Raw genomic sequence first — 15,431 nt, forward strand, 5'->3', positions numbered from 1 at the left:
TATGCGCGCCGTTACGTCGCGTCGAGAATCGCCTGGTAGTCGCGCAACAACGCTGCCCGCCGCGGCCGAAAGCTCGCGCCCGTTGGCGCGAGCGCCGCGATGCGCTCGGCTCGGAACATGCGAAAGTCCTCGCGCAGGCAGCAGCGTGCCAGCACGACCAGCATCCCGTCGAGATACACGATGGCCAGCGGCCAGATGGTGCGCGTACTGGCCGCGCCGTGGCGGTCGCAGTAATCGATCGCCAGCGCCTCTTCGCGCCAGCAGCAGGCGCGGATCGTGGCCATGTCGGGCAGGCTGGAAAAGCGCTGGCCGAAACGGTGGACCTGCGACACCGCATGCAGCAGGTGCTGCTGGCCGAGCGACGGCAGGGTTGCCGCCACCTTGGCCAGCACCGCGTCGGCCGCACTGGCCAGCGCCGGGTCGCCCATCTGCCGTACTTCGGCCAGGCCCAGTGTCAGCGCTTCGATCTCGATGCGGCTGAACGTACGCGGACGCAGCGTGCCGTCGTCCACCAGCGTGTAGCCGAACCCGCGCTCGCCACCGATCTCGGCACCGCCCGCGCGCAGTGTCTCGATATCGCGATAGACCGAGCGTACCGAGACGCCAGTGTCGTGCGACAGCTGCGCCGCCGTCACGGGTGATGGCAGGCGGCGAAGTGCATCGAGCAGGCGAAACAGGCGCTGTGGGCGGGACATCGGCAACTGACAGAAAGTGGCAGGAGGGATTGCTATCGTAGCACCTGTCTTCTCCCCCTCTTACAAGGAAATTCCCATGTCCGTCCAGGCAGTCACCCATCTCAACTTCCAGGGCCAGGCGCGCGCCGCGCTGGCCTTTTATCAACGTGTCTTTGGCGGCCAGCTGATGCAGTTCACGTACCAGGATGCGGGCCGCACCGCGAACGAGGCAGACCTGAACCTGATCGCCTGGGGCCAGGTCGAGGCGCCCAACGGCTTTCGCATCATGGCCTTCGATGTGACGGGTGACATGCCATGGCAGCCGGGAGAAAACGCGTTCTACGTCTCGCTGCGCGGGGACACGCAGCAAGAGATCAAGGCCCTGTGGGACAAGCTGGTCGACGGTGCGGCGATCGTACAGGGACTTGCGCCCTCCAGCTGGTCACCGATGTACGGCATGCTGAAGGACCGGTTCGGCATCGCGTGGGTGGTCGATGTGGTGGAGCACGCCCACGTCGGCTGACGCGCAACAACAAAAAAAGCCCGGCTGATCCAACGCCGGGCTTTTGTTCGTGGCTGACGCAGGGCGATCGACGCCCCCGCATCAATCCCAGCTCAGCGTGCCGCCAGTCTGGTACTCGGTCACGCGCGTCTCGAAGAAGTTACGCTCTTTCTTCAAGTCGATCATTTCGCTCATCCACGGGAACGGATTTTCTTCGTTCGGGAACAGCGGCTCGAGGCCGATCTGCACCGCGCGGCGGTTGGCGATGAAGCGCAGGTAACCCTTGAACATCGGGGCGTTCAGGCCCAGGACGCCGCGTGGCATCGTGTCTTCGGCGTAGCGGTATTCGAGGTCGACTGCTTCGATGAACAGGGCCTTGATCTCTTCGCGGAATTCCGACGTCCACAGCTGCGGATTTTCCATCTTGATCGTGTTGATCACGTCGATGCCGAAGTTCACGTGCATCGATTCGTCGCGCAGGATGTACTGGTACTGCTCGGCGGCGCCGGTCATCTTGTTCTGGCGGCCCAGCGCCAGGATCTGCGTGAAGCCCACGTAGAAGAACAGGCCTTCCATCAGGCAGGCGAAGACGATGATCGACTTGAGCAGCTTCTGGTCGTTTTCCGTGGTACCGGTCTTGAATTCAGGGTCGGTCAGCGTGTCGATGAACGGGATCAGGAACTGGTCCTTGTCGTGGATCGACTTGACTTCGTTGTAGGCGTTGAAGATCTCGGCTTCGTCCAGGCCCAGCGACTCGACGATGTACTGGTAAGCGTGCGTGTGGATCGCTTCCTCGAACGCCTGGCGCAGCAGGTACTGGCGGCACTCGGGGGCCGTGATGTGGCGGTAGGTGCCCAGCACGATATTGTTCGCGGCGAGCGAGTCGGCCGTCACGAAGAAGCCCAGGTTGCGCTTGACCAGGCGGCGCTCGTCTTCCGACAGGCCGTTCGGGCTCTTCCACAGCTCGATATCGCGCTGCATGTTCACTTCTTGTGGCATCCAGTGGTTGGCGCAGCCGGCCAGGTACTTGTCCCATGCCCATTTGTACTTGAATGGCACGAGCTGGTTCACGTCGGTCTGGCCGTTGATGATGCGCTTGTCGTCGGCATTGACGCGTTTTGCCACTTCGGCGGCAGGCACGATGGCGAGGTTGGCGTCGGCTTGCGGAGCGCTTGGTGCGCTGGTTGGTTCGTCGTCCCAGTTAAGCATGGTGGTCCCTTCTGTGGTGCGCTGGCGCAGCGACTGCGGCCCGGGCACGTTGATGCGTTGGTTATTCGTGTTGTCGGCGACTGGCGCCGTTGTGTTCTTGCCGGAGGGCGAGCCAGCCTTGCAGGCGGCTCGCCTCCTTTTACTTCATTACTGGCAGGCTTCGCATTCCTCGAAACCGTCGTCGCCCGGACGCAGATAGCAGGCGGCGCCGTCTTCTTCGGTCGCTGCTGCTGCCGTATTGGCCGCAGGTGCCGGCGCCGGAGCAACCGGCGCTTTTTCGCCAGCCGACAGGCCACCGGACAGGCCGCCCGAGACCGACACGGCGTTCAGCGCGCCAGTGCGGGTGGTCGACTTTTCCAGGTGCGTCGCGGCGATCGTGCGCAGGTAGTAGGTAGTTTTCAAACCACGGAGCCACGCCAGCTTGTAGGTTTCGTCCAGCTTCTTGCCCGATGCGCCGGCCATGTAGATGTTCAGCGACTGGGCCTGGTCGATCCACTTCTGGCGGCGCGACGCAGCGTCGACCAGCCACTTCGGCTCGACTTCGAATGCCGTTGCGTACAGGTCGCGCAGGTCTTGCGGGACGCGGTCGATTTTCGACAGCGAGCCGTCGAAGTACTTCAGGTCGGCGATCATGACTTCGTCCCACAGATCGCGCGCCTTCAGGTCACGCACCAGGTACGAGTTGATCTCGGTGAATTCACCCGACAGGTTCGACTTCACGTACAGGTTCTGGAACGTCGGCTCGATACAGGCCGAGACGCCGATGATGTTCGAGATCGTCGCGGTCGGGGCGATTGCCACGCAATTGGAGTTGCGCATGCCGAACTGCTTGATGCGCTCGCGCACCGGGGTCCAGTCCATCTTCGACGACGTATCCTGCTCCAGGTACTGGCTGCCACGTTCGTCGGCCAGCAGCTGGATCGAGTCTTGCGGCAGGATGCCGCGGTCCCACAGCGAACCGGTGTAGGTCTCGTAGCGGCCGCGCTCTTCGGCCAGTTCGGTCGAGGCCAGGTAGGCGTAGTAGCAGACCGCTTCCATCGACGTGTCGGCGAACTGCACCGCCCGGTCGGATGCGAACGGGATGCGCATCATGTGCAGGCAATCCTGGTGGCCCATCACGCCCATGCCGACCGGACGGTGGCGCAGGTTCGAGTTGCGCGCTTTTTCGACAGCGTAGTAGTTGATGTCGATGACGTTGTCGAGCATGCGCATCGCGGTGCGGATCGTCTTTTGCAGCTTGACGTGATCCAGGCCATCGCCCTTCATGTGCTGCGGAAGATTGACCGATCCCAGGTTGCAAACGGCGATTTCATCGGCGCTGGTGTTGAGCGTGATCTCGGTGCACAGGTTCGACGAGTGCACGACGCCCACGTGCTGCTGTGGCGAGCGGATGTTGCACGGGTCCTTGAACGTGATCCATGGGTGGCCGGTTTCGAACAGCATCGACAGCATCTTGCGCCACAGGTCGAGCGACTCGATCTTTTTGAAGACGGCCATTTCGCCGCGTTCGGCCTTGGCTTCGTACGCCAGGTAGGCTTGTTCGAAGGCCTTGCCGGTCAGGTCGTGCAGGTCGGGCGTCTCGGATGGCGAGAACAGCGTCCAGTGCGACTTTTCCATCACGCGCTTCATGAACAGGTCGGGAATCCAGTTCGCCGTGTTCATGTCGTGGGTGCGGCGGCGATCGTCGCCCGTGTTCTTGCGCAGGTCGAGGAATTCTTCGATGTCGAGGTGCCAGGTTTCCAGGTAGGCGCAGACAGCGCCCTTGCGCTTGCCGCCCTGGTTGACCGCGACGGCCGTGTCGTTGACCACTTTCAGGAACGGGACCACGCCTTGCGAGCGGCCATTGGTGCCCTTGATGCGCGAACCGAGTGCGCGCACCGGCGTCCAGTCATTGCCCAGGCCGCCGGCAAACTTCGACAGCAGCGCATTCTCTTTGATGGCGTCGTAGATGTCTTCCAGGTCGTCGCCGACCGTGGTCAGGTAGCACGACGACAGCTGCGAACGGCGGGTGCCCGAGTTGAACAGGGTCGGGGTCGAGCTCATGAAGTCGAACGACGACAGCAGGCTGTAGAACTCGATGGCGCGCGCTTCGCGGTCGTCTTCACGCAGGGCCAGGCCCATTGCCACGCGCATGTAGAACGCCTGCGGCATTTCGATGCGCACGTCGCGCACGTGCAGGAAGTAGCGGTCGTACAGGGTTTGCAGGCCGATATAGCCGAACTGCAGGTCGCGGTCGGCGACGATGGCCTTGGCCAGACGCTCGAGGTCGTACTTGCCCAGTTCTTCGTCGAGCAGCTCGTTGGCGATGCCCTTGGCGATGTATTGCGGGAAGTAGGTCAGGTATTCGGCGGCGGCGCCGGCTTGCGCGACTTCGCGGCCGAAGACTTCCTTGCGGATCGTGTGCAGCAGGATGCGGGCCGTGACCTGGCTATAGGCCGGGTCTTTTTCCATCAGCGCGCGCGCAGCCAGGATGGCCGACTTGTGCAGCTCTTCGACCGGCACGCCGTCGTACAGGTTCTTCATGGTCTCGGCCAGGATCGCGTCGGCATCGACGTGCTTTTCGAGGCCGGCGCAGGCGGCGCCGATCAGACCGATGACGGTGTTGATGTCCAGCAGGCGACGCTCGCCGCCATCGACAACGTGGATCTGCGGTGCGACGACGGCGCCACCGCCACCAGCGGCTTCTTTCGCGGCGCGGCGCTCTTCCATGCGCTTGGCGCGGTACAGCACGTATTCACGCGCGACATCGTGTTCGCCCGAACGCATCAGCGACAGCTCGACCTGGTCCTGCACATCCTCGATGTGGAACGTGCCGCCGTTCGGCTGGCGACGCACCAGCGCGGTGACGACGTTGTTGGTCATCTGCTCGACCAGCTCGCGGATGCGCGCCGACACGGCGCCCTGGCCGCCGGCGATTGCCAGGAAGGCCTTGGTCATCGCGACCGAGATCTTGTGCGGCTCGAACGCCACCACCGAACCGTTGCGGCGGATGACGCGGTAGTCGCCACGGGCGACGATGTCGGCCGGGGTGGCGCCGGCGGGTGCCGATCCTGGGGTGACATGTTGGTTGATCGAACTATTCTGTGCTGTTTGCATTGCGCCTCCAGGAGCGGTCGGACCGCCGTTGTTTACATGGCAACCGTGTTGCCGTATTGCGCAAACCCGGTCCGTCAACAAATTAAAAAACGATGCCCTGCCAGCCGGTGGCCTGTGGTGGCAAACCAGAGAAGCAGGGTAAGAATCAGTAAATAATGCGTGTCGACAAGTGCTTAATTAACCGATCGATGGATAAGTTTGTGTGCAACTTGTGGACAACGTATGAACAACTCGCCGCAGCCCCCAATCCTGGTGCCTTTTCAGTCACTACCACTATATCTAGTGCCAGGCGTTGATATCAGACTAATTGTAGTACCTCGTTTGCGGTACAGGCAAGCAAATAAACGTCCAAAATTTTTACTTTTATCGCGTGCGAGCCTTGACTTTCGAGAGTCGCCATAAGGACGGGGAGTACGCGGTAAGCGACTACTAACCTTAAAAAAACCGTGGGGAAATGAGCGGGCGCGCGGGACCGCCGCCCGGCTGCAGACCAGCCGTCAATCGTCCGGCGCGCTGATGTCCAGCTTCTGCATCTGGTAGCGCAACTGGCGGACACTGATGCCGAGCAGGCTGGCAGCCTGGGTCCGGTTGAACTGGGTTTGCTGCAGGGCGCGGCCGATGATGTCGCGTTCGACCTGCTCCAGGTATTCGGGCAGGTTGCCGGGCAATTCGGCAGGGCCGACGCCCGGCGGCGCGGATACCGTTGGCGCGACCGGCGCGGCAGGAGCGACCGGCGCTGCGGCAACGGGCGGCGCGACCGCCGGCGGCGCCAGTTCGGCCCGTGCCGGTTCGATCGGCCGCGCCGCCTTGAGCGACAGGTCGCCCACTTCGATCACGCCATCGTTGGCAAACGCCAGCGCCCGCTCCAGCACGTTTTCCAGCTCGCGCACATTGCCGGGGAACGAATACGCCCGCAGCGCGTCCAGCACCCCGGCCCCGAGCGTGGCCTGCCCTGCCCCGGCCAGGCGCTGCAAGATGCCGCCCACCAGCGGCGCCAGATCGTCCAGGCGCTCGCGCAGCGGCGGCAACCCCAGCTCGATCACGTTCAGCCGGTAGAACAGGTCTTGCCTGAACTTGCCCGTCTCGACGCAGCGCGCCAGGTCCTGGTGCGTCGCGCTGATGATGCGCACATCGACCGGTTCCTCGACCGTCGCGCCGATCTTGCGCACGCGCCGCTCCTGGATCGCGCGCAGCAGTTTCACTTGCATCGCCAGCGGCAGGTCGGCCACCTCGTCGAGCATCAGCGTGCCGCCGTTGGCCGCCTGGAAGAAGCCGTCGCGCTCATCGGACGCGCCCGTAAACGCCCCCTTGCGGTAGCCGAAGAACTCGGCCTCCATCAGCGTTTCGGGAATCGCGCCGCAGTTCACGGCGATGAACGGTTTCGCGGCGCGCGAACTCTGGGCGTGGATTTCGCGCGCGGCCAGCTCCTTGCCGCTGCCGGATTCGCCCGTGATCGAGATCGGCGCCATCGAGCGCGCCAGGCGGGCGATCTGGGCCCGCAATGCCGCCATCGCGGGCGAGCTGCCGATCATGCGCGAGTCGGGCGCAGCGCCGTCGCCAGCCGCCGCACTTTCGGATTGCTTGAGCGCCGCGCGCACCATCACGCGCAGTGCGTCCAGCGCCACCGGCTTGGCGATATAGTCGAACGCACCGGCTTTCAGCGCCACCACTGCATTTTCGGCGCTGCCGTAAGCGGTGATCACGGCCACCGGCGTGCCCTTGCCGGAGGCGCCGATTTCGCGCACCAGTTCGAGGCCCAGGCCGTCCGGCAGGCGCATGTCGGTCAGCACCAGCGCGTAATCGCGCTCGTCGAACAGCGCGCGCGCCTCGCGCAGCGTGGCGGCGCTGTCGACGTCCAGGCCCATCTTGAGCAGCGTGATCTCGAGCAGCTCGCGCAGGTCGGCCTCGTCGTCGAGCACCAGGACGCGCGGCGCGCTCATGACGGCTCCCCGGCCACGTCAGGCAAGGGCAAAGGTGATGACAAAGCGGCCACTGGCCTTGCGCGGGCCCAGCGCGGACGGGTCGAACCGGTATTCATAATCGAGTTTCGCATCGTTGTTGAGGCACAGTTCGCGCGCCAGGTAGAGTCCAAGGCCGGTGCCCTTGCTCGAGGTGGTATAGAACGGCTCGAACAGATGGTCGCGCACTTCGGGCGTGATGCCGGGGCCATCGTCCTGCACATGCAGCTCGCGCCGCCCGGCCGCATCGCGCGCCGGGAAGATGCGGATGCTGGCCGGCTGGCGGCTGGCATAGCGCACCGCGTTGTTGAGCAGATTGAGCAGGACTTCGTGCAGGTGCAGCGGATCGAACCGTACGGCGCTGCCGCCCGGATCGCCGATATAGACTATATCACCGGCCAGGCCGTGGATTTCGCAGAACTCGGCCTTGAGCTGTTCGAGAAAGGCGCCCAGCGGCACCGGCTCGCCGTTGGGCTGGGCCTTGCGCGAGAGCTGCAGGATGTCTTCGACCATGCGGTTCACGCGCGCCACATTGTCGCCGACGATTTTCAGCAGCCGCACTTCGGCCGGGCCGTGCAGGTCTTCGGCCAGCAGCGCCGTCGCGTGGCCAATGGCAGACAGCGGGTTGCGCACCTCGTGCGCGATGCTGGCCGTCAGGCGCCCCATCGACGCCAGCTTGAGTTGCTGCGCCTGGTTTTCGATGGCGCTCACGTCCTGCATGAAGATCACGCTGCGGCTACCGCCCTCGCCTGCCGCATCGGCTGGCGCGGCGACACGGGCAAAGCGCAGCTTGACGTGCACCGGCTGGTCGCGCCGGCCGCGCACGTCGCCGGCGCCATCGCCCTCGCGGTAGGGCTTGACGGTAACGAAGGCGGTATCGTTCTCGGGCGCGGCGAGCCAGGCGTCGAAGGCTTCAGCGAGCGGCTCGAAGGCCGGGGCCGCGTGCAGCAGGAAGCCCGACGTGTCAGCCTGCAGCCCGAGCATCCGGCGCGCTGCCGGGTTCCCGGTAAACACCACGCCGTCGGCGCCCACCACCAGGATGCCGTCGCCCACGTCGGCGATCACGATTTCATTGATCGCCTGCTGGATGCGCAGGTCGGCGCCGCGCTGGGCCGCCAGTTCTTCCTGTCCCAAAAGGCGCGCGGCCATGCGGTTGGCCACCAGCACGGCGGCAAAGAACGCTGCGCCGAACAGGCCCGCCTGCATCAGCGGCGGATCGAACCCTTCGACCAGTTGCCACACGCTCAGGCCAAGCAAGAACAGCGTGGCCACCGCCGCCGCAAACAGCGCCAGCAGCAGGGGCGCGAGGATTGCGGCGCCGGCCAGCGGGAACAGATACAGGATGCCAAGGCTGCTCCGCAAGCCGCCGGCGGCCAGGTACAGCAGCGAAATGACCAGGAGATCGAGCGCAACCTGCACCCCGAGCTGCACCAGGAAGCGCCGCTGGTGGCGCGCGGCAAACGAGAACACCAGCGCCATGATCGCGTAGCCCAGGCAGATCTGGGCGACCTGCTGCGTGATGCGCAGCGCGCCATTCTCGAAGTCGACGCCGAAATACAGCAGCAGCACCAGCGCGATGACGATGCGCGTGAGCGTGAAGGTCTGCAGCGAGCGCCACAGGGCGACGCGCGCTTCGCGCGACAGGATGCGGCGCTGCGTCAAGGCCGGCCTGCGCCTACGGCGGCGGCAGGCGCACGTGGCCTGGCGAACAGTAGTCGTGGCCGTCGGCGCGCACCGATTCGGACGCCGGGAAATACATGCCGCAGTGGGTACACTGGGCCATCGCTTCGATCTGCACCGGCGCCTTGGCCGCGCCGGGGCGCGCCTGCGGCGGTACGGCCGCACGTTTGCTCATGGCGCGCAGCTTGTTGCGCACCGCGAAGACGACGAGGGCGATGAAGGCAATCCAGAATAATAGTCGCATCAGATGGTTCCCCGGTGCAGGATAACTTCGAGCACGAAACGGCTGCCGACATAGGCCAGCGCCAGCGTGGCAAACCCGGCCAGCGTGAAGCGCAGCGCGGTCTTGCCGCGCCAGCCTCGCCAGCGGCGCCCCGCCAGCAGCGCCGCGAACAGCCCCCACGACAGCAGTGCGAACACGCTCTTGTGGTCGAGCAGCAGCGGCCGGCCGAACACCTGTTCGGAGAACACGAAGCCCGACAGCACCGTCAGGCTGAGCAGGATGAAGCCGATCCAGATCACCCGGAACAGGAGCTTTTCCATGGTGAGCAGCGCCGGCAGCTGGTCGAGCGCGGCGCCAAAGCGGCCGCCACCGGCAGTGCGGGTATGCAGCCGCGCTTCCTGCAACGCCATCAGCACGGCGTGGAAGGCGGCGATGGTCAGGGTGCTGTAGGCCAGCACTGCGACCGCGATATGCCACCCAAAGGCCGGCGACTTGCCGGCCAGCGGCGTCAGGGTGCCGGGGAACAGCAGCGGCAGCAGCGCAGCCACGGCGGCAAACGGCATCACCAGGCGGCGCATGCCATCAAGGGCGAAATTGCGGTTCTCGAGCCAGTAGGCGGCCACGGACACCCACAGCGCGGACGAGAGCATGATGGCGAAACCGACGCGCAGCCGGCCCGGCACCATCACGTCCATGCCGAGCGAGACACCGTGCAGCGCCCATGCGCCGGCCGTCACGGCCGAGATGGCCGGCGCGCGGCGCGATGGCAGCAGGGCGCATACCGCGTACAGGAAAGCCGCGGCAAGGAAGAGGAAATTCTGCATGACGGGAGTCTACACCATTGCATGCTGCCGCCGTGGGGTGGGCGGATTTTTCGCCCACCTGGCATGCGAGCGACGCCGCCCGCGCTTTCCTCCCGCGCAAAACGCCACGGTTTGCTGAAAAAATGTGCGCCTGCCGTCCGCCGGAAGAACCAGCAGCACCTGCGCAAGGTAAAATGCCGCTTTGGCGGCGCTCGCCCACCGGCATTTCGCTTGGGACCGCGCGTCCGATGTGCCCTTACTAATTAGGTTGAACATGCTAGATAACCTCACCCAACGCCTTGCCAAGGTCGTCAAGACCATGCGCGGCGAGGCGCGCCTCACCGAGGCAAACACTGCAGAGATGCTGCGCGAAGTGCGCATGGCCCTGCTCGAGGCCGACGTGGCGCTGCCGGCGGTGCGTGAATTCATCGCCAAGGTCAAGGAAAAAGCCCTCGGCGAAGAAGTCGTCGGCTCGCTCAGCCCGGGCCAGGCGCTCGTCGGCGTGGTGCAGAAGGAACTGGCGGCCCTGATGGGCGCCGACCTCGGCCCCGAGGCCAGCCAGCTGTCGTTCGCCCAGCAACCGCCGGCGATCATCCTGATGGCCGGTCTGCAGGGTGTCGGCAAGACCACCACCACCGGCAAGCTGGCCAAGTACCTCAAGGAACAGAAAAAGAAGAAGGTCCTGACCGTCTCGGCCGACGTGTACCGCCCGGCCGCAATCGCGCAGCTCGAATCGGTGACCAAGCAGGTCGGCGCCGACTTCTTCCCGTCGACCGCCAGCGACAAGCCGGTCGACATCGCGCTGGCCGCGCTCGACTGGGCCAAGAAGCATTACCACGACGTCCTGATCATCGATACCGCGGGTCGCCTCGGTATCGACGAAGCGATGATGCAAGAGATCGCGGCCGTGCACGCCGCCGTCAACCCGATCGAGACGCTGTTCGTCGTCGACGCCATGCTGGGCCAGGATGCGATCAACACCGCCAAGGCGTTCAACGACGCCCTGCCCCTGACCGGCATCGTGCTGACCAAGCTCGATGGCGACTCGCGCGGCGGTGCGGCGCTGTCGGTGCGGCACGTGACGGGCAAACCGATCAAGTTTGCCGGTGTCTCCGAAAAACTCGATGGCCTCGAAGCCTTCGATCCGGCCCGCATGGCCAACCGCGTGCTGGGCATGGGCGACATCCTGGCGCTGGTCGAAGAAGCGCGCAAGGGTGTCGACGCTGAAGCCGCAGCCGAACTGGCCAACAAGATCAAGGTCGGCGGTCGTTTCGACATGAACGACTTCAAGTCGCAGCTGACGCAAATGAAAAAGATGGGCGGCATGGCCGGCCTGATGGACAAGCTGCCGGCCCAGTTCCAGCAAGCCGCGGCAGGCGCGAACATGGGCCAGGCCGAGAAATCGGTCCAGCGCATGGTCGGCATCATCGATTCGATGACGCCGCTCGAGCGCGCGAAACCCGAACTGATCAAGGCCAACCGCAAGCGCCGCATCGCGGCCGGCGCCGGCGTGCAGGTGCAGGAAGTCAATCGCATGCTCAATCAGTATGACCAGATGCAGACGATGATGAAAAAGCTCAAAGGCGGCGGCCTGATGAAGATGATGCGCGGGATGAAGGGCATGATGCCCGGCATGCGCTAATCCATCGTTTTCCGCCCGAAGAACCGCGCAACGTATCGCTTTGCGCGGTTTTTTTACGCCCCTTGTCGGCGTTTTATCGTTCCCGTGCGTTGTTGTGTGCGATAGCGCCCATTTAGCCGCTTGTCAGAGTGAAAAAGTTTGGAAAAAGACTTGCATGAACAGTAAAACGCTACCAATATAGGCGTGCGATAAATTACGCATTTTTCCATGTGTTCGTTTTAGGAGGCTCGAAGATGGCAACAGCCAAAAAAACCACTGCAGCACCAGCAAAAAAAGCAGCTGCCAAGCCTGCTGCAGCGGCCAAGCCCGCAGCAAAAAAGGCAGCAGCACCAGCGAAAGCAGCCGCTAAAACGGCTGATAAAACAGCTGACAAATCGGCTGACAAATCGGCCGCCAAGCCAGCAGTTGCACGCAAGCCAAACGCCGCGTTCATGAAAGCCATGACCCCGTCGGCCACGCTCGCTGCAGTCGTTGGCGACAAGCCGCTGCCACGCACCGAAGTGACCAAAAAGGTCTGGGATTACATCAAGTCGAAAGACCTGCAAGATCCGGCAAACCGTCGCATGATCAATGGCGACGACAAGCTCAAAGCAGTCTTCGGCGGCAAAGAGCAAGTGTCGATGTTTGAAATGACCAAACTGATTTCGGATCATCTGAAATAAGTTCAGGTTATATTCACTCGGCGTCTCGCTGATTAAAAAAGCCCCGGATTCAAACCCGGGGCTTTTTGTTATCCAGCTGTAAATAACCTGAATCTGCACTTACAAGCCGCCGGCAGCCTTCATCAGTTCGAACACGCGGGTATTCTCCATCGTGCCTTTGAATGACGCCGAGCCGGCGCCGGTCGCATACAGTTTCACGTCGCCGCCGCCATGGGTTTCGGACGACTTGTGCACGCCTGTCTCCTGGTGGTAATCGTCGCCCTGCGCAATCACGCCATCGACATCGGCGCGCGCGTCCGGCCGGTTCGGACCATTGCCGAACACCAGCGTGGTGAATGTCTTGCCATCCGCATCCTTCTTCGGCTCGCCCGTCGCGTAGTCGCGCACGATATCCAGGATCGGGTTGCCGCGCTTCGGGTAGCCGTTGATCTGCATCGTGTGGTCATGGTCGGCGGTGAGCACGATCAGCGTGTTCTGCAGGCCCGGATCGATCGCACGCATGCGCTCGACCGCCAGCTGCAACGCATCGTCGAACGCCACCGTCTCTTCCAGCGCGTGCCTGGCGCGGGTGTCGTGCAGCGCATGGTCGATCTTGCCGCCTTCGACCATCAGGAAAAAACCGTTCGGATTGGTCGACAGCAGGTCGATTGCCTTGCCCGTCATCTCGGCCAGCGTTGGCTGCTCGGGGCGGCGCTGGTACGCATAATCGAGGTGGCTGGCCGCGCTGTAGATGCCGATGAACTTGCGCCCCGCCTTCGCCGACATCATGCCGGCGCGGGTACCGGCCACGTAATAGCCGGCGCCGGCAAATTCGGCCATCAGGTCGCGTCCATCCGGCCGGCCCTTCGGATTGAGCGCCGTGTCGCGCGGCGTGAAGTGATTGCGCCCGCCGCCCATCAGCACATCGACGCCATCGCCCAGCGCCGCGTTGTAGCCGGCGCCGCCCGGCACCAGTTGCTGCGCGATCGTGTAGGCCGCATCGCGGCTGCAGGTGTGCGCGAAGGTCGACGCCGGCGTGGCGTGCGTCAGCTCGGTTGTGGTGATGGCGCCGGTGGCGCGGCCCCGCGCCTTGGCCAGTTCGAGGATCGTCACGGCAGGCGTGCCGTTGTTCGCGCCGCACTGGTCGACGCCGTCCTTGGTCGGGTTGATCGTGCGGGCGCCGGCTTGCGAGATGACGTCGTTATTGAGCTTCATGCCGGTCATGTACGACCCCATCGACGGCGCGCTGTCGGTGGTCTGGTAATCGAGCGAATAGGTCTTGATGCGCGCGGTGCGCTCCATCAGGCGCTCGAAGTGCAGCAGGCTGTCTTCGCCGCCGCGGTAGATGCGGGCGGCGGTGGTGACGGACGGGCCCATGCCGTCGCCAAGGAAGAAGATGATGTTCTTCGCTTTTTGCTGGGCCGAAGCCGTTGCCGGCAGCGCTGCACCGAAGGCGGCGGCCAGCAGCAGCGGGAGAATGCGTCGTGAAGTCATGGTGGATTTCTCGTGCTTACAGACCGGCTGCGGTCTTGATCAGATTGAAGACGCGCGTGTTGTCGATGGTCCCGCGAAACAGCTCCGCGTTCGCGCCGGCCGCGCCCAGGTAGACGTCGCTGCCGCCATGCGTCTCGGCGCCCGCGCGCGTGCGCACGGCCGCTTGCTGGTGGTAGTCGTCGGCCGTCACGACGGCGTCGGTCAGCGGCGTGGTGCGCCCGCCCTGGTGGCGATTTTCGCCCGTGCCGAAGCCGATGATCGTGTACGGCATGCCCTGGCTGTCGAGCGTCGGCTTGCCGTCGGCCGTGCGCACCAGGCCCAGGACGCCCGGATTGGCGGGCGTGGTCTTGCCGGTGCGCGCTGCATAACCGTTCAGCAGCAGCGTGTGGTCATGGTCGGCGGTGGCGACGATCAGCGTGTTCTTCAGGCCCGGGTCAAGCGCTTCCATGCGCTCCAGCGCCGCCTGCAGCGCGGCGTTGTACGTCACCGTCTCTTGCAGCGCGCGTTTGCCGAGCGTCGCGTGCAGCGCATGGTCGATCAGGCCGCCCTCGACCATCAGGAAGAAACCACCACGGTGCGGCGCCAGCAGGTCGATCGCCTTGGTTGTCATGGCCGGCAGCGCCGGTTGGCGGGCGGCGTCGCGGATCGCGTCGAAGTCCATGTGGTTGGCGGCGAACAGGCCAACGACTGGCGCGCCTGGCGTCAAGGCGTTGAACCCGGCGGTGTCGCCCACGACCCGGAAGCCCTTGGCCTTGAACTCGGCCTGCAGATCGCGGTTGTCGGCGCGCTTGCCGCCACGCGCGAATGGCGTGAATTGCTGCGCGCCGCCACCGAACAGGACGTCCAGGCCATTGGCGCCCAGCGCCCCGTTGTAGCCGGCGCCGCCGGGCACCAGGCTGGCGGCGATGTCGGTTTCCAGCTTGCGATGGCAGGCGTGGGCATAGGTCGCGGCAGGCGTGGCATCGGTGACGCTGGTATTGGTGACCACGCCCACGGCCATGCCACGCTTGCGGGCCAGTTCGAGCAGCGTGACGGCTGCTTCGCCGTTCTCGCAGCGGCTCACCAGGCTGTTGCCGTTGGCATCCTTGCCGGGCGCAATCGAGCGAGTGCCGGCCGACATCGAGATCACGCCGTTGTTCTGCTTCACGCCGGTCATGTAGGCGGCCATCGAGGCGGCGCTGTCGGTGACCTGTGCATCGTTGGAGAAGGTTTTCACGAACGCCGATTCGGGCAGGCGGTCAATCGCCAGTTCGCCCTCTTCGCCGACGGCAAAGATGCGCGCCGCAGTCAGCGTATTGACGCCCATGCCGTCGCCCAGGAAGAAGATGATGTTCTTTGCGCGCTGGTCGACCGGGTTGGCCGTCAGGGCGGGGGTTGCGGTCGCTGGCGGGATCGCTGTCTGGGTTGAAATCGGCGGCGTGGCCGCGCAGCCGGTGAGCGCCGCCAGCAGTGCGCCAGCGGTGAAAAGAATGGGTCGCATGCAGTCCTCACTGGGGAAAGCGGGAAGTC

At 64.6% G+C, this 15,431-nt stretch carries 12 protein-coding genes; 3 read left to right on the plus strand and 9 right to left on the minus strand.

The window, feature by feature from the left end; genetic code table 11:
• Nucleotides 1-11: 11 nt before the first annotated feature.
• Entirely contained in the window at nucleotides 12-695 is a 684-nt protein-coding gene (locus tag NX775_RS08910) for a helix-turn-helix transcriptional regulator (RefSeq protein WP_258835666.1), read from the minus strand.
• Between the two features lie 76 nt (nucleotides 696-771).
• On the opposite strand from NX775_RS08910, the gene NX775_RS08915 reads away from it, so the two are divergent.
• The gene (locus tag NX775_RS08915; RefSeq protein ID WP_258835667.1) at nucleotides 772-1,197 is read left to right on the plus strand and encodes a VOC family protein; all 426 of its coding nucleotides are present in this window, start codon (nucleotides 772-774) and stop codon (nucleotides 1,195-1,197) included.
• An 81-nt stretch (nucleotides 1,198-1,278) separates the two neighbouring features.
• On the opposite strand, the gene NX775_RS08920 is transcribed toward NX775_RS08915, so the two are convergent.
• The 6 genes from NX775_RS08920 to NX775_RS08945 all read right to left on the minus strand — a co-directional run bounded on the left by NX775_RS08920 (nucleotide 1,279) and on the right by NX775_RS08945 (nucleotide 10,166).
• Entirely contained in the window at nucleotides 1,279-2,385 is a 1,107-nt protein-coding gene (locus NX775_RS08920) for a ribonucleotide-diphosphate reductase subunit beta (RefSeq protein WP_258835668.1), read from the minus strand.
• Nucleotides 2,386-2,532: 147 nt separating this feature from the next.
• A complete protein-coding gene (locus NX775_RS08925; RefSeq protein ID WP_258835669.1) occupies nucleotides 2,533-5,481 on the minus strand; it encodes a ribonucleoside-diphosphate reductase subunit alpha in 2,949 nt (982 codons plus the stop codon).
• A gap of 497 nt (nucleotides 5,482-5,978) precedes the next feature.
• Nucleotides 5,979-7,421 (minus strand): sigma-54-dependent transcriptional regulator, encoded by a 1,443-nt coding sequence (locus NX775_RS08930; RefSeq protein WP_258835670.1) that lies wholly within the window; start codon nucleotides 7,419-7,421, stop codon nucleotides 5,979-5,981.
• A gap of 18 nt (nucleotides 7,422-7,439) precedes the next feature.
• Nucleotides 7,440-9,101 (minus strand): sensor histidine kinase, encoded by a 1,662-nt coding sequence (locus tag NX775_RS08935; protein ID WP_258835671.1) that lies wholly within the window; start codon nucleotides 9,099-9,101, stop codon nucleotides 7,440-7,442.
• A 13-nt stretch (nucleotides 9,102-9,114) separates the two neighbouring features.
• Nucleotides 9,115-9,363, minus strand: a complete 249-nt coding sequence (locus NX775_RS08940; RefSeq protein ID WP_258835672.1) for a PP0621 family protein — start codon at nucleotides 9,361-9,363, stop codon at nucleotides 9,115-9,117.
• The gene (locus NX775_RS08945) at nucleotides 9,363-10,166 is read right to left on the minus strand and encodes a cytochrome C assembly family protein (protein WP_258835673.1); all 804 of its coding nucleotides are present in this window, start codon (nucleotides 10,164-10,166) and stop codon (nucleotides 9,363-9,365) included. The genes NX775_RS08940 and NX775_RS08945 overlap by 1 nt, the downstream gene beginning before the upstream one ends.
• A 253-nt stretch (nucleotides 10,167-10,419) precedes the next feature.
• Between NX775_RS08945 and ffh the strand changes: the two genes are divergently transcribed.
• Nucleotides 10,420-11,787, plus strand: coding sequence for a signal recognition particle protein (gene ffh, locus NX775_RS08950; RefSeq protein ID WP_258835674.1), 1,368 nt, complete (start codon nucleotides 10,420-10,422; stop codon nucleotides 11,785-11,787).
• Nucleotides 11,788-12,020: 233 nt separating this feature from the next.
• The gene (locus NX775_RS08955) at nucleotides 12,021-12,449 is read left to right on the plus strand and encodes an SWIB/MDM2 domain-containing protein (protein ID WP_258835675.1); all 429 of its coding nucleotides are present in this window, start codon (nucleotides 12,021-12,023) and stop codon (nucleotides 12,447-12,449) included.
• Nucleotides 12,450-12,548: 99 nt separating this feature from the next.
• Here NX775_RS08955 and NX775_RS08960 read toward each other — a convergent pair whose 3' ends face one another.
• Entirely contained in the window at nucleotides 12,549-13,922 is a 1,374-nt protein-coding gene (locus NX775_RS08960) for an alkaline phosphatase (RefSeq protein ID WP_258835676.1), read from the minus strand.
• Nucleotides 13,923-13,938: 16 nt separating this feature from the next.
• Nucleotides 13,939-15,333 (minus strand): alkaline phosphatase, encoded by a 1,395-nt coding sequence (locus NX775_RS08965; RefSeq protein ID WP_370660575.1) that lies wholly within the window; start codon nucleotides 15,331-15,333, stop codon nucleotides 13,939-13,941.
• Nucleotides 15,334-15,431 lie beyond the last annotated feature (98 nt).

The sequence above is a fragment of the Massilia aurea genome (assembly GCF_024753205.1).
In the GTDB taxonomy this organism is placed as follows: Bacteria; Pseudomonadota; Gammaproteobacteria; order Burkholderiales; family Burkholderiaceae_D; genus Telluria; species Telluria aurea.